The organism is Rhodoferax sp. WC2427 (assembly GCF_040822085.1).
In the GTDB taxonomy this organism is placed as follows: domain Bacteria; phylum Pseudomonadota; class Gammaproteobacteria; order Burkholderiales; family Burkholderiaceae_C; genus Rhodoferax_B.
Map to the genome: position 1 here is coordinate 3,991,619 of NZ_CP162006.1, position 24,809 is coordinate 4,016,427.

The window sequence follows — 24,809 nt, forward strand, 5'->3', positions numbered from 1 at the left end:
TTGAAAAAAGGGCAACTGCGCCGCATGGGTGATTATCACCAGCTACGGCTTCGGCAAGGTAAACCGCAGAGTGCACCCACCGTCCACTGCCCCCTGCGCGCTGATGCTGCCGCCGTGGCGCAGCACGATCTGGCGCGCCAGGGCCAGGCCCACACCCGCGCCCTCGAACGCCGAGGCGGCATGCAGGCGCTGGAACAGGTCGAACATGCCAGCGCTGGCAGCGGGGTTGAAGCCCACGCCGTTGTCACGCAGCCAAAACGTAATGCCTCCCGCTACGGGCTCCCAGCCCAGAGCGATCTGCGCCAAGGGCCGGGTCCGGGTGAACTTGACGGCGTTGGACAGCGCGTACTCCCACACCTGGCGCAACAGCGCGGCATCGCCCTGCACGGCGGGCCAGTCGGCAGGCAATTGCCAATCGATGCTGCGCCCGGCGGTATCGGCCGACAGCGCGCGTTGCGCCTCCGCCACGAGCGCAGCCATGGGTACGGCGGTGGTCTGCAGCGGTATGCGCGACAGGCGCGACAGCTCCAGCAGTGCGTCAACCATGCGGGCCATGCTGCGGGCCGACTGCTCCAGGGTGTCCAGGCAAGGCGCGGGGTCTTCACCCTCGGCCAGCATTTCGCGCACCAGCGGGGCGTAGGCCGTGATGTGGCGCAGCGGGGCGCGCAGGTCGTGCGAGACGTTGCGCACAAAGTGCTCCAGCTCGGCCTGCAGTGCCAGGTTGTGGGCCTCGCTCTGCTGCAGACGGGCCTCTACATCGGCCAGACGGATATCCAGATCGCTCAAAGCGGGGCTTTCTTGACGGCGCGTTTCCAGTGGGGGATGGCCACCTGGCGGCCACGGGCCACGCTGAGTACGCCCTCGGGGGCATCCTTGGTGAGCGTGGAGCCGCCGCCTACGGTGCCGCCCGCGCCCACGGTGATGGGGGCCACCAGCACGCAGTTGCTGCCCACATGCACGTCATCGCCGATCACGGTGCGGTGCTTGTTGACCCCGTCGTAGTTGGCGGTGATGCTGCCCGCGCCAAAGTTGACGCGAGCGCCCACCGTGGCGTCTCCCAGGTAGGCCAGGTGGTTGGCCTTGGCACCCGGGCCCAGGGTGGAGTTCTTGACTTCGACAAAGTTGCCAATGTGCACATCGGCACCCAGCACCGCGCCAGGGCGCAGTCGGGCAAACGGGCCGATGCGCGCATCTACACCCACGGTGACACCGGCTTTTTCACCGTCGATGTGGCTGAACGGGTGGACGATGGCACCCGCAGCGATGCGGGCGTTGGCGATGATGCAGTTGGCACCAATTTTTACACCCTCGCCCAGCGTCACCGCGCCTTCAAACACGCAGTTCACGTCGATGGACACGTCTTGCCCGCAGACCAGGCTGCCGCGCACATCCAGCCGGGCCGGGTCGGCCAGGCGCACGCCCTGCTCCATCAGGGCCACGGCCTGCTGGCGCTGGTAGGCGCGCTCCAGTTCGGCCAGTTGCACGGGGCTGTTGACACCGGCCACCTGCACCTCGTCGGTGATCTTGTGGGCCACCACGGGCACACCGTCGGCCACGGCCATCTTGACGATGTCGGTCAGGTAGTACTCGGACTGGGCATTGCGGTTGTCCAGCCGGGCCAGCCAGGTGCGCAGACGGGTGGCGGGTGCCGCCATGATGCCGCTGTAGATTTCGCGGATGGCGCGCTGGGCCTCGGTGGCGTCTTTGTGTTCCACGATGGCCTGTACCGCATCGCCGCTGCGCTCGATACGGCCGTAGCCGGTCGGGTCGGGCAATTCCAGCGTCAGCAGGGCCAGCTTGTCGCCGCCACTGGCCGCCACCAGCTGGCGCAAGGTGTCCACCTGGGTCAGCGGCACGTCGCCCGACAGTACCAGCACCACACCGTCGTCGGCCAGAAAAGGCAGTGCCTGCTGTACCGCGTGGCCGGTTCCCAGTTGCGGTTCCTGGCGTGCAAAATTTACAGAATATTCGGCCCCATCGCAGATGTAGCCTGGCACAGCCGCTTCCACTTCTGTAGCACCGTGCCCGGTGATCACCACCACATTGCGGGGCAGAAGGCTGCTGGCGGTGTCAACCACATGGGCCAACAATGCGCGCCCGGCCAGCGTGTGCAACACTTTGGGCAACTTGCTTTTCATGCGGGTACCCTTACCTGCCGCCATGATGACTACATCGACTTCTGCCATAGCTTGCAACTTTTTAGTTAAATGGACCCGAATTATGGGACTGTTGCTGCTGGTGGGCGCGCTGCAGGCCTGCACCGGCATCAAGCTTGGTTACAACAATGGCGTGAACCTGGCGGCCTGGTGGCTGGACGGGCATATCGACTTCAGCAAAGCCCAGTCGCAGCAAGTGCGCGAAGACCTGCGCCAACTCCAGGTGCGCCACCGCCAGCACGACCTGCCCGACTACGCCCAAACCCTGCGCCAGGCACAAGCCCTGGTAACCCACGACCTGGACGCCGAGCAGGTCTGCGCCGTGGGCACCACCCTGCGCGGCTACTTCGAAGCCCTGCTGGTGGAGGCCGAACCCGCGGCGACCAACCTGTTGCAGACGCTGACCCCGGCACAAATCACGCATTTGGAGGGCAAATACGCCAAGACCAATGCCGAGTACCGCAGCGACTGGCTGGCATTGACCCCCGCCGCGATGCACCAGAAGCGCTATGACAAAGCCCTGGACCGGGCCGAGATGGTCTATGGCCGCATAGACGCCGCGCAAAAAGCGCTGATCCGCCAGCAGGTGGAGCAGTCCCGCTTCGACCCGCAGCTGGTGCAAACCGAACGCCTGCGCCGCCAAACCGACACCTTGGAGACCCTGCGCCAGCTCCAGCACGACACGGCCACGGTGGCCGACACCCGCAACGCGGTACGGGGACTGATGGAGCGCTCCGTGCACTCGCCCCAGCCCGGCTACCGCACCTACGCCCAAGCCCTGGCCCTGCAGGACTGCCAGGGCATCGCGGTGGTGCACAACAGCACCACCGCCAAACAGCGCGAGGCGGCGGTGCGCTGGCTGGCCGGGTACGAGCAGACGCTGCGCGAGCTGTCGGCGCAGCGGTAAGCAAAAGTAAGAACGCCCCGCCACGGCGGGAACCTGCCGAACGCATCGTCCCAGCGCCCGCGGCAGGCGCAGGGCCTGGTCCTATGGCCGTGGACCAACGACACGCGTGGTTGGGGTTTGCCGATGGGGCGTTGAAAGATGACAGTCCCCGGCTCTACCCTGTTTTTGGTGCATACGTCACAAATTCGAGTGGTCCGAATACCAGCCCAAACTCAATCCAAATGCCTATGCTTGTTTCAGCCTTGCTGCAAATCGTTTCTTTTTTGTATCTTCTCGCTCCAGCCTGCACGTCGCAGGACCAGCAGGCACCCTTGGGACTCCGCCATGCTGAACACTGCCCCATCCTCTTTCTCCGCCGATGCCATCAACTACATCGACGAACCCGAACTGTCCGACACCCTGGTCCTCATGCAGTGCGTGCTGGAGCAAATGGACTACGGTCTGGCCCTGGTGCACATGGCCACGCGCCAGATCCGGTTTGCCAACCGCCTGGCGCTCGACGGGCTGAACGGCCCCGGCAGCATGCGCAGTGGCCTGTGCGTGGTGGACGGGCGGCTCAGCACGCTGTTGCGCACCGACGTCCCGCAACTGGACCACGCTTTAGTGCGCGCCCAAACCGGGGTGCGGGCGCTGATCAGCCTGGGCGGTGAAGACTGCACCACCAGCGTGGCCCTGGTGCCGCTGAATGCCCCTGGCGCGGCCCCATACGCCCTGCTGGTGTTTGCCAAACAGCAACTGTGCGACAGCTCGACCATGGCGCTGTTTGCCCGCGAACGCGGCCTGACCAGCGCCGAAAGCAATGTGCTGGCCTCGGTGTGCAGCGGCATGCGCCCCACCGAAATTGCCACCCACCACGGGGTGCAGATCTCCACGGTGCGCAGCCAGTTGCGCAGCATCCGCATCAAAACCCGCTGCGACACCATCCGCCAACTGGTAGAGACGGTGTCTATCCTGCCGCCCATGGCCCGGCATATGGCAGCGGTGCAGCATTAATAGCCGCCCGGATCTGTCGAAAATGTAAAGATGGGTCGGCGAATGGCATAGACTGCGTGCGCGCGACGTGCGCCCACCTATGCCATGCAGTCACCCATCAACGCACTCACCCACGCTTTTTGCAACGATCCGGTCCAGCCCCAGCTATTGCGCGAGTTGGTGCACCTGGGCGAATCACGGCGCTACCGCAAGGGCACGGTACTGATCCACGAATCCGACCCCGGCGACACGCTGTTTGTGGTGGTGGAAGGCCGGGTCAAGGTGTACTGCACCGACGACTTCGACAAGGAAATCACCTTTGGCGTGATCGGCCCGGGCGACTATTTTGGCGAAATGGCCCTGGACGGCGGGCCACGCTCGGCCAACGTGGTGACCCTGGAGTCCACCGTTTGCACACTGCTGACGCGCACCACCCTGCTGGGCTTTATTGGCCGCCACCCCGAGTTTGCGCTGGACCTGCTGGCCAAGGTGATCCGCCGCGCCCGCATGGCCACCAACAGCGCCCGCAACCTGGCGTTTGTGGACGTGTATGGCCGTCTGAGCCAGTGCCTGCAAAATCTGGCCACGCCGCAGCCTGACGGCACCCAGCGCATTACCGAACGCATCACCCACCAGGAAATCGCCAGCCGCACCGGTTGTAGCCGGGAGATGGTCAGCCGGATTCTGAAAGACCTGGAAAACGGCGGCTACGTGCAAATCGAGAAGCGCCAGATCGTGCTGGTGCAGCCCCTACCGGCCCGCTGGTAACAGAATTTGCCGGAGCTTCTATATACCTTTTAGGCCGCTAGCGCTTATGAAATAAGCGTGAGCAGCTCCTAAAGGCATAGCAAATCAATCCAGCGCGCGTTTCAGGCGGATTTCTTCGATCTTGATGTCGCCCATGGGCACGGTCTTGGCGGTATTGAGTTCGCGCTTGAAACCGGCCAGATCGAAGAAACGCAGCGCGCGTTCATTGCGCAAGGGAATCCACACGGTCACGGTGGTGCAGCCTTCTTCGACCAGGGCTTCGCGGGCGGCATCCCACAGGGCCAGGCCTACGCCTTTGTCCCAGTGGCTCTCGGCCACGTAGATCGACCAGATTTCGCCCACGGTGTTCTTGGTGCCCTTGTCGCGCGAGCGGTCGAAACCGACAAAGCCGACGATTTGGCCACCGTCCACCGCCACCTGCACCTGCGGGTCACCGTATTCGATGGCATCGCGCCACATGCCCAGGCGCTTGCCAGCGGGCATCAGGTTGAGATGTTCGTCGGGCACCAGGCCCCGGTAGGCGGACGCGGTGGCGCTGACATGCAGGTCGGCAATCGCCTGCGCCTCTTTCAGAACAGCGGGGCGGACATCGACGGTAAAAGAACTGGTCATGGAAAAGTAAGGCCTGAGCGGGAAAATATTTGGGGGACCGGGATTGTCGCCGCAAATCGCGATGGCCTTGGCACCCCATGGGCCTCCGACTAAACTCAGCTCTACCTATGCGATACGAAACCGCCTGTTACACAGCCCAGATCGCACCCGAAGATTCGCACTTTGGTGCGCCACCTGACCTGCCCCTGCTGGTGTCGGCAGAGCACGCGGGTCGGCTAATGGCCAGTTCCTGCCGCAATGGCACCTGCCGCACCTGCATCTGCCTGCTGGTCAGCGGCCAGGTCCGCTACAGCATCGCCTGGCCAGGGCTGAGCGCCGAAGAAAAGGCCGAGGGCTTCATCCTGCCCTGTGTGGCCTACCCGTTGTCTGATGTGGTGGTCCGGCTGCCCGCGCAGGCCGGAACGACCACGTTAGACCCCTTGCCCCTTTGACCCTGCACATCCGCATGGACCCGCTTGTGCACACCCCCGACACGCCGGCGCTGACGCTGACCGTCTTGCTGGAGGACGCGGTGCTGTCCATGGCCCTGAGCGATGGGCGTGCCATCGGCCACATCGACCGGGTGGCGCTGCCCGGCGGTTGCCTGCACAGCTTGCTGGCACCCCCCCTGGACAACCCGAAGGTTCTGGGGGCCCGGCTCACCACCCGGCTGTTTCCCGAAAAAATCCACCAGTTCCTCAAACGCAGCCCGCCGCGCGACCTGTGCCTGCAGCTGGGTGACAACCTGCTCGACATCCCCTGGGAAATAGCCTTTGATGGCAGCCACTACCTGGGCGAGAAGTTCCAGACCACGCGGCGCATCCTGTCCGATGTGGAGGTGCCGCCCAGCGTGCGCCTCGGAGCGCACCGTGAAACCGTGCGCGTGCTGCTGCTGCAAGGCCTGGGTAGCACCCCGACCCACAGCGCCTACGGTGCCGAGCTGGCCAGCCGCATCCTGCCCACCGAAGGCCTGGCGCTGACCCGCATGGAGGTGGAGCACGCGCATGCCCTGGACCGCGCCACGCTGCTGCGCCTGGCCGACGACCACGACGTGGTGCACTGCATCGGCCCGATGGAATCCGACCCGGCCCGCATGGAGGCCATGCCCGGCGGGATGGTCGGCTGGACCGACATCGCCCGGCAGTCCAAATCCTCCCAGTTGCTGGTGTTCGACCACGCCGCCAGCGAAACCGCCCCGGCCCAGACCCACACCCCCTGGTTGCACATGGCCTGCCGCCGCGGTGCCCCAGTGCTGGTCCACAACGGCCACTGCGGCGCGCCGGGCCACCTGGACTTCATGCACCAGATGTACCGGGGCCTGGCCCTGGGGCTGCCACTGGGCGAAGCCGTGCGCCAGGCCCGGGGCGACAGTGTCCGCCAAACCGGCCACGGCGGCACCGGCACACCGCCCTGGACGGCAGCGCTGTATGGGGATGCCGCGCTGGTACTGCTGCCCAGCACAGACCGGCCCGGCATGGGCGACAACCTGCGCCAGGTCACCGCCATGTCCTGCGACCTGGTGAACTCCACCCAGCTGCTGGGTGCCTGGGGTGCCGAGCGCTACAGCGACATGCTCGACAGCTACCACGCCGCCTGTGCAGGCATCGTGGCCCGCTGGGGCGGCATGTCGGACGACCCGCAGGGCGACGACGGCATCATGTGCTACTTCGGCGTGCCGCTGGCCTACGAAGACTCGGTCGCCCGGGCGCTGCGGGCCGGGCTGGAGATTTTGCAGGCTGTGGCCCAGCTGGGCGTGCAGGTGCGGGTGGGCGTCGTCACCGGGCATGTGGTGGTCAAGGCTGGCCAGCCGATTGGCGTGTCGCTGCACCTGGCCGCACGCCTGCAGTCGATCGCCCTGCCCGGCACGCTGGTGGCCAGCGACTCGACCCGGCAGATCGTTCGGGACAAATTCGTCTTCGAGCCGCTTACCGACCTGCCGCAGCTCAAAGGCTTTCCCCTCGCCACCAGTGCCTACCGGGTGCTAGGCGAGGTGCGCGACCACACCCGCTACCCCGCCGAAGCCAGCCCCCGGCGCACGCCGTTTGTGGGCCGCGACAGCGAGCTGCAACTGATGGAATCGCATTGGGCCACGGTAACCACCAGCGGCTTGCGCACGGTGCTGGTGTCGGGTGAGGCGGGCATGGGCAAGTCGCGCCTGACCAGCGAATTCCGCCGCGCCCTGGGCGCACGCGGCCACCGCACCATCGAATGCCGCTGCACCCCTGAGCACGCCCACAGCGCCTTCCACCCGCTGATCTACCTGCTGCGCCGCCGCCTGCGCCTGTTTGAAGACGACAGCACCGAAGCCAAGCTGGCCCGCATCCGGGCCCGCATGCCCGCTTCGCTGCCCGACAGCGACCTGGCCCTGGTGGCCGGGCTGCTGTCGGTGCCTACCGAAGGCTACTTGCCGCCCCTGCCCCTGTCGCCGGAAAAGCAACGCCAGCGCACCCTGGAGGTGCTGGTGGCCTGGCTGGTGCATGAAACCCGCAGCGGCCCGGTGTGCCTGGTGGTGGAAGACCTGCAGTGGATTGACCCATCCACCCGCGAATGCGTGCACCGCCTGATCACCGAGGGCGCGCAGGCACCGCTGCTGGTGGTGCTGACCCTGCGCTCCGAGCTGCCACCGCCGCACGACCCCGGCTTTGCGGTCTTCGAAGTGCCCCTCAAAGGCCTGTCGGCCGCCTCCACCCGGGCCATGATCCTGACCGCCTGCGGCCCCAACACCGTACCCGGCGACATGGTCCAGCTGCTGGCCGACAAGGCCGACGGCGTGCCGCTGTTCATCGAAGAGTCGGCCCGCATGCTGATCGACCTGGGCGTGCAGCCCAACAGCATGGACGCCACCCTGGCCGCCCGTTTCAGCGTGCCCACCACCATCCAGGACCTGCTGATGGCCCGGCTCGACCGGCTGGGCAGCGCCAAGCAAGTGGCCCAGGTGGGCGCCACCATGGGGCGCGAATTCTCCCTGCCGCTGCTGCAGGCCGTGCTGTCCCACGAAACCTCGCCGATCGGCCTGAACCACCTGAGCGCCCAGCTGGCGGCGCTGGTGCGTTCGGGGCTGGTGGTCGAAAAGGGCGACACCAGCAGCCCGCGCTATTTCTTCAAGCACGCACTGGTGCGCGACGCGGCCTACGAGTCGCTGTGGGAACGCGACCGCAAACGCCTGCACCGCACCATCGCCAACGTGGTGCGCGAGCAGTTCCCCGATGTCGCGCAAAGCCAGCCCGAGCTGCTGGCCACCCACTTTGCCCAGTCAGGCAACGATGCCCAGGCGCTGGAATACTGGGAGCGCGCCGCCCGCCGCGCCGCCAGCCGCTGGGCCCACGTCGAAGCCATCAACCACCTGCGCAGCGGCCTGGCGCTGCTGGCGCGGCTGCCCCCGGTGTCGGAGCGTGACCGCACCGAACTGCGCCTGCAGCTGATGCTGGCCGGGCAGCTCATCACCACCCACGGCTACGGTGCCGACCCGGTGGGTCACGCCTACGAGCGCGCCGCCGAACTCTGCCAGCGCGCGGGGGACGAAGCCGCGCAGATGAAAACCCTGCTCGGGCTCGAGGGCTACCACTTCATGCGCGCCGACTTTGGCCGCGCCCACGTCATCGCCCGGCAGGCCGCCGCGGTGGTGGCCGACTCGGCCGACCCGATGCGCAAGATCCAGCTGCAATGGGCGGTGGGCAACATCCTGTTCCACCAGGGTGAATTTGTGGAAACCGTGGCCCACCTGGACGCCTGCCTGGTCCTGTACGACCAACTCGTGCACCGGCCCCGCATGGTGCAAGACCCTGGCGTGATGTGTATGTGCTATTCGGCCTGGGCGCTGTGGGAAATGGGCCTGGCCGACCAGGCCCTGGAGCGGGCGCACCGGGTGGTGGCCTTGGCCGAGCTGCTGGACCACAAATTCAGCATGGCCGAAGCCTACGCGTTTTGCGCCTCGGTGCACCTGTTCCGCGGCGAGCACACCGAGGCCCTGCGCTGCGCCAAGCGCTCGCGCGACATCTGCACCGAAGGCGGCTTTGCGGTGTGGCTGTCGTACGCCCAGCTGTTGCATGGCCGCCTGGAGGCCGAGCTGGGGGACCCGGAGGCCGGCGTGGCCGAGATGCGCCAGGCCTACGCCCAGTGGATCGCCACCGGGGCCATCGTCACCCGCCCGCTGTACCTGGCCATGCAGGCCGAAGGCCTGGCCCTGGCCGGACGGCCCGACGACGGCCTGGTCTTGCTGGCCGACGCCTTTGAACTGCTCAGCCACACCCGCGAGCACTACCACGAGGCCGAGGTGCGCCGCCTCACGGGGGAACTCATACTGCAGTCGTCCCGCTTAACGGGCGAGGACCGGCAGCACGAAGCCCAAGAGTGGCTACAGGGCGCACTGGAATTTGCCCACAGCCACCGGCACACCGCTGCCGCCCTGCGCAGTGCCACCAGCCTGGCCCAGCTGTGGGTGGCCCAGGGCCGCCATGCCGAGGCCCGGCACATCCTCAAAATAGAGTATGACGGCGTAACAGAAGGTTTCTACACTCGCGACGTGCAGGCTGCCAGCGCTTTGCTGCAGTCCCTAACGCACGCCAGCAGCCTGCCCACCACCGCCTGACAACCGCGACCTGCTGGCCCACCCGATGGAGCCACCATGCCTGCCCCGTACCTTCCCACCCTGACCTCAGGCCCCCAAGACTCCACCCACAACCACCGGCTTTTCAGCATCCTGTGCGACAACACCCAGCGCAGCCAGCTCTACCAGGAGCTGCTGGCCCAGCCGCAGGTGCTGTCCTTTACCAGCCGCGCCGACACCAAGTTCCGCCCCAGCGACGACGGCAACTCCCGCTACCACCAGACCGCCCACCTGCTGACCCAGCGCGCGCACATCGAGCAGGCGCTGACCGATACCGCCTGCTTCAGCAACGCCCCCTACCTGGCGCTGGGCAGCGGCACCTTCATGCTGGGGCTGGACAAGCAGCCCGATCCGGCTGCCGACGAGCACCAGCAACAGCGCGCCCTGGCCATGCAGGCCTTCCGCTTCGACCCGGCCACCATCGCCGTGCTGTCGGGCGTGGCCTGGCAGGCGGCCGCTACCCTGCCGCTGAAATCGCGCTTCTTCGACCTGGCCCTGCTGGCCGAGCAGGCCGCGCTGCGCTTTGTGGGCTTTATGTTTGGCTTTGCCCAGGCCGACATTGCCCTGCTGGAACGCACCGCACGCCTGGCCTACGCGGGCATGGGCTACCAGATGTTTGCCCGGCACTTTGTCAGCTCGCCCGGCACCCTGCTGGAGGCCTCGGGCGGCATGGGCGCGCTGCTGGTGCGGGTGGCGCAGCTGATCGACCAGTACCAGAACCCTATTGGCCGCACCGCCATCGACGAGGCCAACACCATCGCCGGTGAACTGGCCGAGCTGCAGGCCTTTCACCCGACACTCGCCAAGTTCCAGCCGGTGCTGCAAGGCCTGGCCAAGAACCCCGGCAGCTTTTCCGGCACCGAACTGGCCGCCATCGTGGTGGGATCGATTGCCGGCATCATCGGCAACGTGCAGGCCAGCGTGTCGATTGCCGTCAGCCAGTTTTTTGAGCTCAGGCTGCTGGCCGCCGCGCGGGATGCCGCCGACAGCGCGGCCTTGCAACGGATGGTGATGGAGGCCCTGCGCCTGCAACCGCCCGCGCCATTTCTGCCCCGCAAGGTGCTGTGCAACAACCCCTTTGGTAACGCGCCCGGCCTGCAGATCAAGGCGGGCGACATCGTGGTGCTGGCCATCGGCGCGGCCACCCGCCAGGGTGCGGGCGGGCCGCTGCACAGCTTTCGCAAAGAAGCCCCCACCGACGACCCGCTGGTCTTCGGCGGCCCCACCGGGGCCACGCCCGACTACCTGCACCAGTGCCTGGGCAAGCACATCGCCCTGCCCCTCATCACGTACGTGGTGCAGCAGGTGCTGCGCCTGCCCGGCCTGGACCGGGTACTGGACCCGCGCACCGGCGACCCCCAACCGCTGGTCAAGCGCTGGGGCTTCAACTGCGACAGCTTTCCGCTGCAGTACACGGTGGACAAGGCCCTGATCCAGCAGTCGCTGAACGTGGTCATGCCCATCAAGACCCCGCTGTCCGAGCACGCCGAGATGGTGAAAAAAATCATTGCCTACGGCGCGCCGCGCATCCAGCACCGGTTGGACCAGTCGCGCCACGTGCACTTTGCCTGGTTCAACCTGCAAAACAACGACAGCGAACTGGCCCTGCACACCGTGTTCGACGGCGACTTCGATGCCTACATCGAGCACTTTGCGCTGCACGTCGGCCCGCTGTTCGACCAGCTGCTGGAGCACATCCAGCACGCCCCGCCCCTGCCGGTGGCCGAGTTCCCCAAGGAATTTGTGGACACCATCCGCCGTTTCCACCAGGCCCCGGTGGGCGGCTATTTCTACAGCGCGCACCCGCTGCGCACCGTGGACAAAACCATTCCCGCGCCCCGGGCCCTGCCATGACGCTGCGCCCGCACATCCAGAACCTGGTGGCAAACGGCTTCGACACCGACCGCAGCCGCTACTTTTTGCTCCATGTCGCGCAGCCCGCCGCGGCCCGGCTGTTCTTGCGCACCCTGCTGGCCCAGGGCTGGGTGCTCCATGCCCATGAAGCGCGCCAACAGGCCAAGGCCCTGCACGAGCAGCACCGCTGCCCCGCCGGCATCGGCTTCACCTATGCCGGCCTGCAAGCCCTGGCGCTGCCCACGCGCTTTCTGCGCCTAGTGGCGGAGCAGGCACCGGCCTTTGCCGAAGGTGCCCCGCTGCGCGCCGCGCACCGCCTGGCCGACACCGGCCCCAGCGCCGCCGCGCTCTGGGAGGAGCCGTTCCGCCACCGGCACGCCCACGTGTTTTTGACCCTGCACGCCGACGACCCCGCCACCCTGGACCGCTGCAGCCAGACGCTGCAGACAATAGCGGGCGAGGCCTTTGCCCCGGCAGGCTGGGCCACGCCCTTGGACGGTGCCCACCTGGGCAGCAACAAAAAGCAGCGCCGCGAACACTTTGGCCACCTGGACGGCCTGACCAATCCCTTGATCGACGGCCTGCACACCCTGCGGGAGACCCAAGCCGCCCTGGCCGTGCCACCCACATTGCAGGCCCCTGGCGAATTCTTGCTGGGCCACCGCAACGCCGACGGCTACAACCCCTGGCTCAACGCCGCCGAGCCCGCCACGGTGCGGCAGTTTTTTACCAACGGCAGCTTCTCGGCCCTGCGCAAAATGGCGCAAGACGTGGAGCGCTTCAACCACTTTGTGCACAGCCAGCCCCTGCCCGCAGCCACCGTGCGCGCCAAGCTGCTGGGCCGCTGGGACGACGGCCAGGTGGTCAGCCCCGTGCCCGTGGCCGGGCCCAAACCCACCACCCGCGCCGGGCTGAACAGCTTCGACTTCAAAAACGACCCGCAGGGCCTGGGCTGCCCCTATGGCGCGCACATACGCCGCATGAACCCGCGCGAGGACGCGGTGGTGCCGGTGCGCAAACGCCCGCTGATCCGCCGCGGCATTCCGTACACCACAGACAGTGAGCGCGGCCTGCTGGGCCTGTTCTTTTGCGCCAGCCTGGAAGACCAGTTTGAACACCTGCTGGCCGAATGGGGCAACAAAAACCCCTTTGGCGTGCCCAACGCCAGCACCGCCAAGGACCCGATGGTGGGCAACCACGAGGCCGACGGTGGCGTCTTCTGCATCCCCAACGCCACCGGGCCCGACACGCAGCTCAGCGGCTTTACCCCGTTTGTCACTACCAAGGGCACGCTGTACAGCTTCTTTCCGAGCCTGGATGCCTTGCACATGCTGGCGGATGGCTTAGGCACGGAATAGGCCTCTTGCGCTTATGGAATGGGCGTGAGCAGCTATTTTTACAATAGCAAACAGATTGGCGGCTGCAAAGCGTGGATGAACCGGGTGTAATACAGCATCGTTCCTTCTCCACCACGATCCATGACCACCACCCTCCCCACCTATTTCATCTCCCACGGCGGCGGGCCGTGGCCCTACATGGACAGCATGCGCGAGGCCATGCGTGGCCTGGCCACCGCGCTGGCCGACATGCCGCGCCAGTACCCAGCGCCCAAGGCGATTCTGGTGATCTCGGCGCACTGGGAAGAAAACGCCTTCAGCGTCATGTCCAACCCCCACCCCGGCATGCTGTACGACTACGGCGGCTTTCCGCCGCACACCTACAAGGTGGTCTACCCGGCCCCCGGCGCGCCGGAGCTGGCCGTGCGCGTCCAGGGCCTGCTGGCTGCTGCCGGGCTGCCGGTGCGGCTGGACCCGCAGCGCGGCTTCGACCACGGCACCTTTTCACCGCTGGTGGTGATGTACCCGGATGCGGATGTGCCCCTGCTGCAGGTGTCGCTGAAAACCGGGCTCGACCCGGCGGTGCACATTGCCCTGGGCCGGGCGCTGGCCCCGCTACGCGACGAGGGCGTGCTGATTGTGGGCAGCGGCCTGAGCTACCACAACCTGCGCCAGTTCGGCCCGCCGGGCAAGGCCCCGTCCATGGCTTTTGACCAGTGGCTGCAAGACACCGTGGTGGCCGCCAGCCCGGCCGAGCGCGAAGCCCGCCTGCTGGACTGGGCCGCCGCCCCCGCCGCCCGCATCGCCCACCCGCGCGAAGAGCACCTGCTGCCGCTGATGGTGGCGATGGGCGCGGCCGAAAACGACGCTGCCACCTGCGTGTACCACGAGGACAACGTCTTCGGCGGCATCACCGTGTCCAGCTTCCGGTTCGACGCCTCCCAATAAAAAGAGCTGCTCACGCTTATGGAATAAGCGTGAGCAGCTCTTAATTAGATAGCAACAGGTTTACACGGCCCGGCCACGTCCCACCACCAGGTAGTCGCCCAGGCCGACCAGGCCCAGCACCAGGCGGCTGGCCGCGGCGCCCGCCGAGCGCAGGGCCTGGGCCAGGTCGCGGCTGGGTTGCACCACGCCGCCGCGCCACTGGGCACCGACGCTGGCGGCCTCATGGCGGCCATCCCAGACCACCTCGGCCACCGGCTCCCAGCTGAAGTACACCGGTGCGCGGGCCGCCGGGTTCCATGGCTCCACCACCAGGCGCTGACCGGGTTGCAAGGCCAGGCTGTCGCCCGCCTTGAGCAGGCGGTCGCCCGGCAGCTCGGGTTCGCCGTGCTGCATACCGTTGACCGTGGCCCACACGGCCCCCTGGGTTACGCGGAACACGCCCGGCTGGCGCGGCTGGAAGGTGGTGGCCTCGCCCGCGTCCAGCTTCCAGCATGCCGTCAATGCCGCTGCGGACAGAGGGGAGGACGATGAGAAAGTACGGAAGTGGACCATGGAATACTCCTTGAAAAATAACTGCTTGGGTGTGAATCATCGGCGCGATGGGCTAGAGGGTCCAATGAAAACGCGGTAGGCTATTGATTCCCAAACCGCATGAATCGCTATGCAGACCACCCAGACCCATTTGCGCACCCGCCCCATCGGTGTCGGCCAGTTGCGCGCCTTTGCCGCGGTAGCGCGGCTGCTGAACTTCAGGGCGGCCTCCGAAGAGCTGTCGCTCACGCAATCGGCCGTCAGCCGCCAGATCCAGGCGCTGGAAGACGAGGTGGGCGTGCCCCTGTTTCTGCGCCACACCCGGGCCGTGGAGCTGACCGGCGCAGGCGCCCAATTGATGCGTACCGTGGGCCAAACCCTGGAGCAGCTCGACAGCACGGTGCGCATGATCCGGCGCAGCGCCGGGCGCAAAAGCGTGGCCATCAGCACCTGGGCTTCGTTTGCGTCGATGTGGCTGATCACCCGGCTGGAGGCCTTCCAGACCGAGTTCCCCGACATCGACATCCGCATCGATGCCACCGACAACCTGGTGGACATGGACACCGCCGACGTGGACCTGGCCCTGCGCTATGCGATGCCCGACACCGTGCCTGCGGGCGCGGTACGCCTGTTTGGCGAGCAGCTCACCGCCGTGGCCAGCCCCTGGCTGCTGAAAACCGGTAAAAAGCTGCTGCGCGGTGAGGACCTGGCGCATTTCGCGCTGCTGGAAGCAGGCGACTCGCACCGCACCCAGCACCTGGAATGGCTCACCTGGCGGCGCTGGTTCGAAATGCACCATCTGGCAAAGGTGGAGCCCAAGCGCTGGATGCACTTCAACTACGCCCACCAGATCGCCCAGGCCGCCCTGACCGGCCAAGGCGTGGCCCTGGCCCGCATGCCGCTGATTGCCGACAGCCTGGCCAGCGGCGACCTGGTGGAAATCCTGCCCCACATGCGGCTGGACTCGCCCATGGCCTACTGGCTGGTGGTGGGCCCGCGCAGCGCCGCCCGGCCCGAGATCAAGGCCTTTTGCGCCTGGCTGCTGCTACAGGCCCAGGCCACCCGCACCGCGATCGGCGACGCGCCCGACCCGGACACGGTGGACAATCTTGATTGAAAGCAAGTTTGCTATCTTAAAAAGAGCTACTCACGCCCATCTAATAAGCGCTAGCAGCCATTTTCATGCCTAACCTACCGGCCAGACGACGCCGTTATCGTTCAGGATGGCGTCCAGCGGCACGTCGTGCGGCTCGGGCTCGAAGTCGTCCAGGTAGCCCTGGGTGAAGCCCAGGCCCACGGTGAAGGGCTTGGGCTCCAGCGTGGCCAGCATGCGGTCGTAGAAACCGCCACCGTAGCCCAGCCGGTAGCCGCCCGCCGCGTAACCCACGCAGGGCACGAACAGCAGGGTGGGCTGCACCATCTCGGTGGCCTTGGGCTTGAGGATGCCGTAGGCATCTTCTTCCATGGGGCAGCCGGGGTACCAGGCGTGGAAGGTCATGGTTTTGTGCAGCTTGTTGACCACCGGCAGACCGATGCGCTTGAGCTGGGGGCCATCGAGCAGTTCGCCGTCTTCCTTCCAGCGGTGCAGGGCGGGCAGCGGGTCGAACTCGCCTTTGATGGGCCAGTAGGCACCGATCACGGTATCGGGCCGCCCCACCAGCCAGATGCGCATCACGCGCTGCAGCAAATCGGCCCGCTCCAGGCGGTCGGGCAGCTCCAGACGTTGCGCAACCAGGGCCTCGCGCAGGGCTTTTTTGTCCTGGGCTTTGTCGTTGTTTGAGTTGTCCATAATCCCCACATGCAAGTTCCCGCCATTCTGACATCCTTAACGCTGGCCCTGAGCCTCATCTTCTCAGGCGCTGCCTGCAGCCAATCCAGATCCGATCCTGCCGGGGATGCCACCATCCTGGACATGGCCCAGGCCTTCAAAAAGGGCGACCGCAAGCGCCTGGCGGCCCTGCTGCCCCAGGCGCGCGGCCATATTTTGGAACCCTGGGCGGCCTACTGGGAGCAGCGCCTGCGCCTGGACGAGATGACCGCGCTCGACCTGCAGGCCTTCGGCGCCCGCTTCCCCAACACCTACCAGGAAGACCGGCTGCGCAACGACTGGCTGCTGCTGCTGGGCCAGCGCCGCGACTGGGCCACCTTTGCCGACGAATACAGCCGCTACCGCATGGCCGACGACCGCGAAGTGCGCTGCTACGCCCTCGGCATCGAACAAATCGAGCAAGGCGCCCGCAGCAGCCCGGCCCTGGCCGAGGAGGTGCGCAAGAACTGGTACGCCCTGCGCGAGGCCGACGACGGCTGCACCCAGGCCGCCAGCCAGCTGTTTGCCGCCAAAAAGCTCACGCCGCTGGACATCTGGCGCAAGGCCCGCCTGGCCGCAGAAGCCAACCGCCCGCGCATGGCCGCCAAGGCGGTGGAAATTGTCGCCCCCGAATCGTTGCCGCTGCTGGCCGAGCTCAACGACAGCCCGACCAAGTTCCTGCTCAGCAAGGTCACCGCCCTGTCCCGGGCGCGCCGCGAAGTGGTGCTGCTGGCCCTGGTCAAGATGGCCAGCACCGACCCCGACAACGCCGCCGCACTGCTCGACAACAAGTGGAGCAGCCAGCTCAACGCCGAAGAACGCAACTGGGTCTGGGGCGTGGTTGGCAAGCAGTCGGCCATGCGGCTGTCGCCCTTGGCGGTGGATTACTACGCCCACGTCACCGAAGACGCGGACCTGAACGACGAGATGCTGGCCTGGAAGGTACGCAGCGCGCTGCGCGTGGGCCGCTGGAAAGAGGTGGTCAGCGCCGCCAGCGCCATGGGCAAGGACGCGCAGGCCGACCCCACCTGGGTGTACTGGAAGGCGCGGGCCCTGCAGGCGCAGGTCAAGTCCGACCTGGACCGGGTGGAGCCCAAGCGTTTGTTTGAAAGCATTGCCGGGGTGCGCGGCTTCTACGAGCAGCTGGCACTGGAAGAACTGGGCCAGAAAATCACCGTGCCACCGCGCCCGCTGCCCGTCACCCCCGAAGAAAAAGACGCGGCCCGCGCCAACATCGGCCTGCAGCGCGGCCTGGCCGCCATCCAGCTGGGCCTGCGCAGCGAGGGCAACCGCGAGTGGAACTACAGCACCAACCTGCACGAGCGCGGCGGCATGGGCGACCGCGAGCTGCTGGCCGCTGCCGACCTGGCCTGCCAGCGCGAGGTGTGGGACCGCTGCATCAACACCAGCGAACGCACCCGCACGGTGATGGACTTCGAGCAGCGCTTTCCCACGCCCTACCGCGATACCGTGGTGCAGCGCAGCCGCGCCATCAACCTGGACCCGGCCTACGTGTACGGCCTGATCCGCCAGGAGTCGCGCTTCATCATGGACGCGCGCTCGGGCGTGGGCGCCTCGGGCCTGATGCAGGTCATGCCCGCCACCGCCCGCTGGACGGCCAAGAAAATCGGCCTGAACGGATTCACCCCCGACCAGCTCAGTGACCGCGACACCAACATCACCATTGGCACGGGCTACCTGAAGCTGGTGCTGGACGACTTTGCGGGCTCCATGCCCATGGCCGCCGCCGCCTACAACGCCGGGCCGGGCCGCCCGCGCGTGTGGCGCAACGGGCCGGTGCTGGAGGCGGCGATTTGGGCCGAGAATGTGCCGTTTACCGAAACCCGCGACTACGTCAAAAAAGTGCTCTCCAACACCACCAACTACGCCGCCCTGTTGACCGGCCAGCCGCAGTCGCTGAAAACCCGGCTCGGCCTGGTGGGCCCACTCGACGCGAACGCGGTGGAACTGATCAAGGACCTGCCATGAACTCCCCCGACACCGCCCCAGCCAACACCACACTGCACGCGTCACCCTACGGCACCCTGCCGCCCACCAGCACCCCGGCGCAGCGCCGCCCCATCAGCCTGCCGCGCCTGGCCGAAATGCACCAGCGGGGCGAAAAAATCACCATGCTGACCGCCTACGACGCCACCTTTGCCGCCGTGGCCGATGCCGCTGGCGTGGAGTGCATTCTGGTGGGCGACTCGCTGGGGATGGTCTGCCAGGGCCTACACAGCACCGTGGGCGTCAGCCTGGAGGCCATGCGCTACCACACCGAAAGCGTGGTGCGCGGCATGCTGCGCAGCCAGTCCACCGCCTGGGTGATTGCCGACCTGCCGTTTGGCAGCTACCAGGAAAGCCGCGAGCAGGCCATCCGCAGCGCGGGCGTGCTGATGCAGGCGGGCGCGCACATGGTCAAGCTCGAAGGCGGCGGCTGGACCACCGAGGTGGTGCAATTCCTGGTGGAGCGCGGCATTCCGGTGTGCGCCCACCTGGGGCTGACCCCGCAAACCGTGCATTCCCTGGGTGGCTACCGGGTGCAGGGCAAATCCGACGCGGCAGCCAGCACCCTGCGCCAGAACGCCCACGCCCTGCAGGACGCCGGTGCCGCCATGGTGGTGCTGGAGATGGTGCCCGCCCCGCTGGCGGCCGAGCTCACCACCGCCCTGCCCCACTGCGCCACCATCGGCATCGGCGCGGGCAAGGACACCGCCGGCCAGGTGCTGGTGATGCACGACATGCTGGGCATCAACTTGGGTAAGATGCCGCGCTTTGTGCGCAATTTCATGCTGGACGCGTCCAGCGTGCGGGGCGCCATGGAAGCGTATGTGCGCGCCGTGAAAGACGGCAGCTTTCCCGACAACAGCCAGCACGCCTGGTAAGTAACCCACGCTGCGACAGACAACGCAGCACCCCACCGATGCGCATCGCCCACACCCTCGAAGAACTCCGCGCCCACCTCAGCGGCCACCAGCACCCGGCTTTCGTGCCCACCATGGGCAATCTGCACGCCGGCCACCTGGCCCTGGTGCGCCAGGCCAAGCCCTTGGGCGATGTGACGGTGGCCAGCATCTTCGTGAACCGGTTGCAGTTTTTGCCGCACGAAGACTTCGACAGCTACCCGCGCACCTGGGAGCGCGACTGCACCTTACTCAAAGATGCCGGTTGCGACGTGCTGTTTGCACCAAAGGAAAAAGTGCTCTACCCCGAGCCGCAGACCTTCAAGATCCAGCCCAACCCCGCGCTGGCCGACCTGCTGGAGGGCCAGTTCCGCCCCGGCTTCTTTGTGGGCGTGGCCACGGTGGTGATGAAGCTGTTTGGCTGCGTGTTCTCCGAGTCCAAGGGCCAGCGCACCGCCCTGTTTGGCCAGAAGGACTACCAGCAGCTGATGGTGATCCGCCGCCTGGTGCAGCAGTTTGCCCTGCCCATCGACATCGTGGCGGGCCCCACCCAGCGCGACGCCGACGGCCTGGCCCTGTCGTCGCGCAACGGCTACCTGAGCCCCAGCGAGCGGGCCGAAGCGGTGCAGTTGTCCAAGACCCTGCAGTCCATGGCCGCCGCCCTACGTGCAGGTGCGGGTACAGGTGCCACCGACATCCCCGCCCTGGAAGCCCAGGCCATGGACAGCCTGCGCGCGCGCGGCTGGGCCCCCGACTACCTGGTGGCCCGCCGCCGCAGCGACCTGCTGCCACCCACCGCCTCCGACGAGCCCCTGGTGGTGCTGGGCGCAGCCCGGCTGGGCAGCACGCGCCTGATCGACAACCTGGAAGTCTGAGGCGTCTTGCTATTTAATCAGTAGCTTCTTACGCTGATTGGATAAGCGCTAGAGGCTGTTTTCATCTATAAAAACTGGTTCAAGCCTCCACGCGGTTACGGCCTCCGTGCTTGGCGCGGTACATGGCCTGGTCGGCCTGGTCGATGACCGCGTCCAAGGGGTAGCCCGGGCGGCACAGCGCCAGGCCGAACGAGGCGGTCACCCGCAGCTCTGCCGGGGGTGGCAGGATGGCGGTGGCAGCCAGGGCACGGCGCAGCCGCTCGGCCATGGCCTGCACGGTGGCACCGTCCGCGTCGGCAAGCAGGCAAATGAATTCTTCACCGCCCCAGCGCGCCAGGCAATCCTGCGTCCGCAGGTGGTTGCGCAGGCAGTCGGCCACCGCCACCAGCACCTGGTCGCCCACGCCGTGGCCCCGGCTATCGTTGATCTGCTTGAAGTGGTCGATGTCGAGCAGGACGATGCCGAAGCAGGCTCCGAAGCGTTGGTGCCGCACGGGCTCCTGCAGGTGCCGCATCAGGGCGCGGCGGTTCAGGCATTGGGTCAGCGGGTCGAGGTCGGCCATCTCGGCAATCACCGCCAGGGCCTGGGTCAGGTCTTCGTTCTTCTGCCGCAACTGCGCGGCCATGGCCTCGGTGGCCAGGTGGGCGCGCATGCTCCGCAGGAACAGTTGGCGGGTGGTGCGGCCATAGATTTGCACCATGGTCCATTCACCGGCCACCGTGACCACCAAAGCCAGCGGCAAAAACATCGTGTAGACCGCCCCGGCCACCAGCAGTGGCCACATCAGCCCCACATTGAAGGCGATCAGGGCGGGCCAGGACAGGCACAGGTTGTGCACCGAAATCACCCCCACCACCACCAGAAACAGCACGTTGAACATGTACAGCTGGTACTGGCCATGCAGCCCCGGCATCAGGGATGTCAGCCCCCAGCTGCTGCCCGAACAGAACAAGGCCACGGCCAGCCAGCGCACCGCGCGCCGCCGCTGCACCGGGTCGCCGGTATGCCGACCCAGCCGCACCGCCAGCATGCCGTTGGCCGCCTCAGAGGCCACCACCAGCAGCAGCCAGCCCCACAGCACCCGGTCAGCCACATGGCCATACAGCACCAGGGCCTGCAGACCATAGGCCAGGAAAGAGGTGGACGCCGACATGCGGTCGCGCACAGAAAGCTGCCGGGCCGCCTCCTGTTGCACCGGCTCGGACTCCCGTGCCATCCACAGAAACCACCGGTTTGCCAGGCCACCCCTGTCGGTACGTCGACGCACGTCCCTCATGACAGAAGTAGCCCATTTATTGCCATGCAACCCACCTGTTTATGTACCCAGATGTAGCAAGCATAAGCCAAACAGGCCACCTGGGGATAGCCAGAAAACGACACAACATACGCTACAAATAAAAGAGCTGCTAGCGCCTATTGAATAAGCGCTAGCAGCTCTTTTTACACTGAACTTTGGCCCCAGGCCAGGTGCTTAGGCCGCGTGTGTGGCGGCCCGCGAAATCGACACGCCTGCCACCAGCGGCTGACCCAGTATTTCCTGGGGTGCGGTGCGCTTGGTGGCCACACCATTGTCGTCAAACAAGTGCATGCAGTGCGGTGGGAAATACAGGTGGACCGGGTTGCCCACACTGCAACTGGACTGGCCGCTTTCGCGCACCGTGACCAGCTCGCCGCCGGTCAAACGCACATAGATGTAGCTGGCTTCGCCAAGTTGCTCCAGGAAAGCAACCAGGCCGGTCACCACATTGGGGCCACCGGGCGGCACGATCTGCACGTGCTCGGGGCGCACGCCAATCGTGACATCGGCGTTGGCGGCGATACGGGTGGCATCCACCTCGGCGTGCACTTCCACGTCAGCCACGGTCGCCACGGCGCTTTTGCCATTGGCGCGGGTCAGGCGGGCGGCGATGAAGTTCATCTTCGGGCTGCCGATGAAGCCCGCTACAAACTTGTTCACCGGGTGGTGGTACAGCTGCAAGGGGGCGCCGCACTGGGCCACGCTGCCGTCGCGCTGCACGGCTTCACCGGCGTTGAGCAAGACGATCTTGTCGGCCAGGGTCATGGCTTCGACCTGGTCATGGGTCACGTAGATCATGCTGGCGGTGCCGATGTCTTTGTGCAGCTTGGCGATTTCCAGCCGGGTTTGCACCCGCAGCGAGGCATCCAGGTTGGACAGGGGTTCGTCGAACAGGAACACGTCAGGTTCGCGCACGATGGCGCGGCCAATGGCCACGCGCTGGCGCTGGCCGCCGGAGAGTTCCTTGGGCAGGCGCTTGAGCAGCGGGTCGAGCTGCAAAATCTTGGAGGCTTTTTGCACCCGCTGCTCCACCGTGTTGGCATCGGTCTTGGCTTGCTTCAGGCCAAAGGCCATGTTGTCAAACACGGTCATGTGCGGGTACAGCGCGTAGCTCTGGAACACCATGGCCACGCCGCGGCGCGATGGCGGAGTTTCGTTCATGCGCTGGCCGTTGATGCTCAGCTCACCGCTGGTGATGTCTTCCAGGCCTGCGACCATGCGCAAAAGTGTGGACTTGCCGCAGCCCGATGGGCCCACGAACACGACGAACTCGCCTTTTTCAATGTCCAGATCGACCTTGCGGATGGTGTCGGGCAGGTGGCTGGCGTAGCGCTTGTGTACATCACGGAATCGGATTTCAGACATGGAGGTCTCCTAATGTTTTTAAGGTGTGCTGGGGAGGACGGGCTGGCGCTCAGCCCTTGACGGCACCTGCCGTCAGGCCGCCCACAATCTTGCGTTGGAATATCAACACCAGCGCGATCAATGGCAGAGTGACCAGTACCGAAGCGGCCATGATCTTGCCCCATGGGATTTCATATTTGTCGGCACCGCTGATGAGCGAAATCGACACCGGGACCGTACGGTCGGCGTTGTTCAGCACAAAGGTCAGGGCGAACATGAACTCGTTCCAGGCGGCGATAAAAGCCAGCAGGCCGGTGGTCACCAGCGCAGGCCACATCACCGGCAGAAACACCTTGGTGATGATGCCCCAGGGGGTGCAACCGTCCATGATGGCGGCCTCTTCCAGCTCTTTGGGCAGGTCGCGCACAAAGGTGGTCAGCACCCACACGGTGAATGGCAGGGTGAACACCATGTACGGCAGGGTCAGGCCCCACCAGTGGTTGTAGAAGCCGATGGCCTGCATCAGCTCGAACATGCCCGACAGCACCGCCACCTGCGGGAACATGGACACCGCCAGCACCGTCAGCAGCAGCAGGCCCCGGCCCCGGAACTGGATGCGGCCCAGCGCGTAGGAGGCGGTAACCCCCAGAAACAGCGAGGCAATCACCACCAGGGTGGAGACCATCAGCGAGTTCAGGATGTGGCGGCCAAACGGGTGCTCGGCCACGGTGAACATGGCGATGTAGTTCTTGATCGACGGTGAGGCCGGCCACAGCGAGGAGCTGAACAGTTCGGTGCCCGACTTGAGCGAAGTGACGATCGCAAAGTAGAACGGAAACAGGCAAAACAGCGCGATGACGGCCACCAGCAGGTACAGGCCAATGGCACCGAGTATTTTTTGTTGTTGGTAATTCATGGCGCGGTCCTTATTTCGACATATCCACTTTGGCCAGCTTCAGGTACAGCACCGTGCAGGCCCCGATGATCAGGAACAGCACCGTGGAGGCCGCTGAGCCATAGCCCACATAGTTGTTGTCCACAATTTCACGCCGGACAAAACCCGACATGCTGATGGTGTCCACACTGTTGGAGGTCATTACGTAGATGATGTCGAACACCCGCAATGCATCCAGCAAGCGGAAGATCACTGCCACCATCAAGGCGGGCCAGATCAGCGGCACGGTGACCTTGAAGAACACCCGCACCGGGTGGATACCGTCCACGTGGGCCGCTTCGTAGCAGTCGGTGGGCAGCATTTGCAGCGCCGCCAGGATCAGCAGGGCCATGAAGGGCGTGGTTTTCCACACGTCCACCAGCACCACCGACCACAGCGCGAAATGGGGGTCCGCGGTCCAGGCGATGTTGTGGTCAATGATGCCGGCACTGCGCAGCAGCGCGTTCATCACGCCAAACTGGTCATTCATGATCCAGGCCCACATCTTGGCCGACACGATGGTCGGGATAGCCCAAGGCACCAGCACCGCAGCACGGATGAAAGAGCGGCCCTTGAAGTTGGCATTCAGCACCAGGGCAAAGATCACGCCCAACAGCGTCTCGGTCACCACCGAGAAGAATGAGAACTTAAAGGTATTACGAATGGCCATACCCCAGTCGGTGCTCCAGAAGCCCTCTACCGCGTTCAAATTGAACACCCCGTATTCGCCAAAATAATTTTGGAAACCCACCATGTTGTAGGTAGAGTCGCCAATCGCTTCCAACGAAGCATCGGTGAAACTGAAAAAGATGGTGCGGCCCAGGGGCCAGCCTGCCACCAGTGCCAAAACGAGCAGCGTGGGGGCCAGAAATATCCACGCGCTTCGGGTGCGCTCGCGGGTCAGTTCGGATGTTTTAGTGCTCATGGAGACTCCAAGGGGATCTAGTGGCTGAACGGGCCGCTGCACGGCAAGCATGCA

21 protein-coding genes are annotated in these 24,809 nt (G+C 66.0%); 12 read left to right on the top strand and 9 right to left on the bottom strand.

All coding sequences use genetic code 11. From position 1 onward, the window contains the following. Positions 1-42 precede the first annotated feature (42 nt). Together AB3G31_RS18595 and glmU are read right to left on the bottom strand one after the other, a co-directional pair. The gene (locus AB3G31_RS18595; protein ID WP_367847546.1) at positions 43-786 is read right to left on the bottom strand and encodes an ATP-binding protein; all 744 of its coding nucleotides are present in this window, start codon (positions 784-786) and stop codon (positions 43-45) included. Further along, positions 783-2,186: a bifunctional UDP-N-acetylglucosamine diphosphorylase/glucosamine-1-phosphate N-acetyltransferase GlmU gene (glmU, locus tag AB3G31_RS18600; RefSeq protein WP_367847547.1), complete on the bottom strand. Its 1,404-nt coding sequence runs from the start codon at positions 2,184-2,186 to the stop codon at positions 783-785. Before glmU ends, AB3G31_RS18595 begins: the two co-directional genes overlap by 4 nt. Positions 2,187-2,220: 34 nt before the next feature. On the opposite strand from glmU, the gene AB3G31_RS18605 reads away from it, so the two are divergent. The 3 genes from AB3G31_RS18605 (at position 2,221) to AB3G31_RS18615 (ending at position 4,803) form a co-directional block, all read left to right on the top strand. Beyond that, on the top strand, positions 2,221-3,063 hold the full coding sequence (locus AB3G31_RS18605) for a DUF6279 family lipoprotein (RefSeq protein ID WP_367847548.1): 843 nt from the start codon (positions 2,221-2,223) through the stop codon (positions 3,061-3,063). A 324-nt stretch (positions 3,064-3,387) separates the two neighbouring features. Then, positions 3,388-4,056, top strand: a complete 669-nt coding sequence (locus AB3G31_RS18610) for a helix-turn-helix transcriptional regulator (protein WP_367847549.1) — start codon at positions 3,388-3,390, stop codon at positions 4,054-4,056. A gap of 84 nt (positions 4,057-4,140) precedes the next feature. After that, the gene (locus AB3G31_RS18615) at positions 4,141-4,803 is read left to right on the top strand and encodes a Crp/Fnr family transcriptional regulator (RefSeq protein ID WP_367847550.1); all 663 of its coding nucleotides are present in this window, start codon (positions 4,141-4,143) and stop codon (positions 4,801-4,803) included. An 84-nt stretch (positions 4,804-4,887) separates the two neighbouring features. On the opposite strand, the gene AB3G31_RS18620 is transcribed toward AB3G31_RS18615, so the two are convergent. After that, positions 4,888-5,415: an N-acetyltransferase family protein gene (locus tag AB3G31_RS18620; protein WP_367847551.1), complete on the bottom strand. Its 528-nt coding sequence runs from the start codon at positions 5,413-5,415 to the stop codon at positions 4,888-4,890. 107 nt (positions 5,416-5,522) lie between these two features. Between AB3G31_RS18620 and AB3G31_RS18625 the strand changes: the two genes are divergently transcribed. The 5 genes from AB3G31_RS18625 to AB3G31_RS18645 all read left to right on the top strand — a co-directional run bounded on the left by AB3G31_RS18625 (position 5,523) and on the right by AB3G31_RS18645 (position 14,139). After that, complete coding sequence (locus AB3G31_RS18625; protein ID WP_367847552.1) at positions 5,523-5,846, top strand: 2Fe-2S iron-sulfur cluster-binding protein; 324 nt, start codon at positions 5,523-5,525, stop codon at positions 5,844-5,846. Between the two features lie 14 nt (positions 5,847-5,860). Then, positions 5,861-9,982: an AAA family ATPase gene (locus AB3G31_RS18630; protein WP_367847553.1), complete on the top strand. Its 4,122-nt coding sequence runs from the start codon at positions 5,861-5,863 to the stop codon at positions 9,980-9,982. A 36-nt stretch (positions 9,983-10,018) separates the two neighbouring features. Beyond that, the gene (locus AB3G31_RS18635; RefSeq protein WP_367847554.1) at positions 10,019-11,854 is read left to right on the top strand and encodes a hypothetical protein; all 1,836 of its coding nucleotides are present in this window, start codon (positions 10,019-10,021) and stop codon (positions 11,852-11,854) included. Next, positions 11,851-13,212 carry a Dyp-type peroxidase gene (locus tag AB3G31_RS18640; RefSeq protein WP_367847555.1) on the top strand — a complete coding sequence of 454 codons (1,362 nt, stop codon included), beginning with the start codon at positions 11,851-11,853 and terminating at the stop codon, positions 13,210-13,212. The genes AB3G31_RS18635 and AB3G31_RS18640 overlap by 4 nt, the downstream gene beginning before the upstream one ends. Positions 13,213-13,332: 120 nt before the next feature. Next, positions 13,333-14,139, top strand: a complete 807-nt coding sequence (locus tag AB3G31_RS18645) for a class III extradiol ring-cleavage dioxygenase (protein ID WP_367847556.1) — start codon at positions 13,333-13,335, stop codon at positions 14,137-14,139. Positions 14,140-14,199: 60 nt separating this feature from the next. Here the strand turns inward: AB3G31_RS18645 and AB3G31_RS18650 are convergent, their stop codons facing one another. Further along, positions 14,200-14,691 carry a DUF2917 domain-containing protein gene (locus AB3G31_RS18650; protein WP_367847557.1) on the bottom strand — a complete coding sequence of 164 codons (492 nt, stop codon included), beginning with the start codon at positions 14,689-14,691 and terminating at the stop codon, positions 14,200-14,202. A 109-nt stretch (positions 14,692-14,800) separates the two neighbouring features. Here AB3G31_RS18650 and AB3G31_RS18655 point away from each other — a divergent pair, with 109 nt between their 5' ends. Next, positions 14,801-15,787, top strand: coding sequence for a LysR substrate-binding domain-containing protein (locus AB3G31_RS18655; RefSeq protein ID WP_367847558.1), 987 nt, complete (start codon positions 14,801-14,803; stop codon positions 15,785-15,787). Between the two features lie 69 nt (positions 15,788-15,856). Here AB3G31_RS18655 and AB3G31_RS18660 read toward each other — a convergent pair whose 3' ends face one another. Then, entirely contained in the window at positions 15,857-16,459 is a 603-nt protein-coding gene (locus AB3G31_RS18660; RefSeq protein WP_367847559.1) for a 5-formyltetrahydrofolate cyclo-ligase, read from the bottom strand. A gap of 9 nt (positions 16,460-16,468) precedes the next feature. On the opposite strand from AB3G31_RS18660, the gene AB3G31_RS18665 reads away from it, so the two are divergent. From AB3G31_RS18665 to panC, 3 genes are read left to right on the top strand one after another with little or no spacing between them, the layout of a single operon-like run. Beyond that, entirely contained in the window at positions 16,469-18,466 is a 1,998-nt protein-coding gene (locus AB3G31_RS18665; protein ID WP_367847560.1) for a transglycosylase SLT domain-containing protein, read from the top strand. Beyond that, on the top strand, positions 18,463-19,362 hold the full coding sequence (gene panB, locus AB3G31_RS18670) for a 3-methyl-2-oxobutanoate hydroxymethyltransferase (protein ID WP_367847561.1): 900 nt from the start codon (positions 18,463-18,465) through the stop codon (positions 19,360-19,362). The genes AB3G31_RS18665 and panB overlap by 4 nt, the downstream gene beginning before the upstream one ends. Positions 19,363-19,400: 38 nt before the next feature. Continuing rightward, positions 19,401-20,255, top strand: a complete 855-nt coding sequence (gene panC, locus AB3G31_RS18675; RefSeq protein ID WP_367847562.1) for a pantoate--beta-alanine ligase — start codon at positions 19,401-19,403, stop codon at positions 20,253-20,255. Between the two features lie 79 nt (positions 20,256-20,334). Here panC and AB3G31_RS18680 read toward each other — a convergent pair whose 3' ends face one another. The 4 genes from AB3G31_RS18680 to AB3G31_RS18695 form a co-directional block, all read right to left on the bottom strand. Beyond that, the gene (locus AB3G31_RS18680) at positions 20,335-21,471 is read right to left on the bottom strand and encodes a GGDEF domain-containing protein (RefSeq protein WP_367847563.1); all 1,137 of its coding nucleotides are present in this window, start codon (positions 21,469-21,471) and stop codon (positions 20,335-20,337) included. 255 nt (positions 21,472-21,726) lie between these two features. Then, positions 21,727-22,917, bottom strand: coding sequence for an ABC transporter ATP-binding protein (locus AB3G31_RS18685; protein ID WP_367847564.1), 1,191 nt, complete (start codon positions 22,915-22,917; stop codon positions 21,727-21,729). 49 nt (positions 22,918-22,966) lie between these two features. Next, a complete protein-coding gene (locus AB3G31_RS18690; RefSeq protein WP_367847565.1) occupies positions 22,967-23,812 on the bottom strand; it encodes a carbohydrate ABC transporter permease in 846 nt (281 codons plus the stop codon). 10 nt (positions 23,813-23,822) lie between these two features. Next, a complete protein-coding gene (locus AB3G31_RS18695) occupies positions 23,823-24,755 on the bottom strand; it encodes a carbohydrate ABC transporter permease (protein WP_367847566.1) in 933 nt (310 codons plus the stop codon). Positions 24,756-24,809: the final 54 nt, after the last annotated feature.

What these genes read in the sequence shown, in the direction of transcription:
- glmU (WP_367847547.1), bottom strand. Translation starts at nt 2,186, where the DNA reads ATGGCAGAAGTCGATGTAGTCATCATGGCGGCAGGTAAGGGTACCCGC.
- AB3G31_RS18605 (WP_367847548.1), top strand. Translation starts at nt 2,221, where the DNA reads ATGGGACTGTTGCTGCTGGTGGGCGCGCTGCAGGCCTGCACCGGCATC.
- AB3G31_RS18610 (WP_367847549.1), top strand. Translation starts at nt 3,388, where the DNA reads ATGCTGAACACTGCCCCATCCTCTTTCTCCGCCGATGCCATCAACTAC.
- AB3G31_RS18615 (WP_367847550.1), top strand. Translation starts at nt 4,141, where the DNA reads ATGCAGTCACCCATCAACGCACTCACCCACGCTTTTTGCAACGATCCG.
- AB3G31_RS18620 (WP_367847551.1), bottom strand. Translation starts at nt 5,415, where the DNA reads ATGACCAGTTCTTTTACCGTCGATGTCCGCCCCGCTGTTCTGAAAGAG.
- AB3G31_RS18625 (WP_367847552.1), top strand. Translation starts at nt 5,523, where the DNA reads ATGCGATACGAAACCGCCTGTTACACAGCCCAGATCGCACCCGAAGAT.
- AB3G31_RS18630 (WP_367847553.1), top strand. Translation starts at nt 5,861, where the DNA reads ATGGACCCGCTTGTGCACACCCCCGACACGCCGGCGCTGACGCTGACC.
- AB3G31_RS18635 (WP_367847554.1), top strand. Translation starts at nt 10,019, where the DNA reads ATGCCTGCCCCGTACCTTCCCACCCTGACCTCAGGCCCCCAAGACTCC.
- AB3G31_RS18640 (WP_367847555.1), top strand. Translation starts at nt 11,851, where the DNA reads ATGACGCTGCGCCCGCACATCCAGAACCTGGTGGCAAACGGCTTCGAC.
- AB3G31_RS18645 (WP_367847556.1), top strand. Translation starts at nt 13,333, where the DNA reads ATGACCACCACCCTCCCCACCTATTTCATCTCCCACGGCGGCGGGCCG.
- AB3G31_RS18650 (WP_367847557.1), bottom strand. Translation starts at nt 14,691, where the DNA reads ATGGTCCACTTCCGTACTTTCTCATCGTCCTCCCCTCTGTCCGCAGCG.
- AB3G31_RS18655 (WP_367847558.1), top strand. Translation starts at nt 14,801, where the DNA reads ATGCAGACCACCCAGACCCATTTGCGCACCCGCCCCATCGGTGTCGGC.
- AB3G31_RS18660 (WP_367847559.1), bottom strand. Translation starts at nt 16,459, where the DNA reads ATGGACAACTCAAACAACGACAAAGCCCAGGACAAAAAAGCCCTGCGC.
- AB3G31_RS18665 (WP_367847560.1), top strand. Translation starts at nt 16,469, where the DNA reads ATGCAAGTTCCCGCCATTCTGACATCCTTAACGCTGGCCCTGAGCCTC.
- panB (WP_367847561.1), top strand. Translation starts at nt 18,463, where the DNA reads ATGAACTCCCCCGACACCGCCCCAGCCAACACCACACTGCACGCGTCA.
- panC (WP_367847562.1), top strand. Translation starts at nt 19,401, where the DNA reads ATGCGCATCGCCCACACCCTCGAAGAACTCCGCGCCCACCTCAGCGGC.
- AB3G31_RS18680 (WP_367847563.1), bottom strand. Translation starts at nt 21,471, where the DNA reads ATGGCACGGGAGTCCGAGCCGGTGCAACAGGAGGCGGCCCGGCAGCTT.
- AB3G31_RS18685 (WP_367847564.1), bottom strand. Translation starts at nt 22,917, where the DNA reads ATGTCTGAAATCCGATTCCGTGATGTACACAAGCGCTACGCCAGCCAC.
- AB3G31_RS18690 (WP_367847565.1), bottom strand. Translation starts at nt 23,812, where the DNA reads ATGAATTACCAACAACAAAAAATACTCGGTGCCATTGGCCTGTACCTG.
- AB3G31_RS18695 (WP_367847566.1), bottom strand. Translation starts at nt 24,755, where the DNA reads ATGAGCACTAAAACATCCGAACTGACCCGCGAGCGCACCCGAAGCGCG.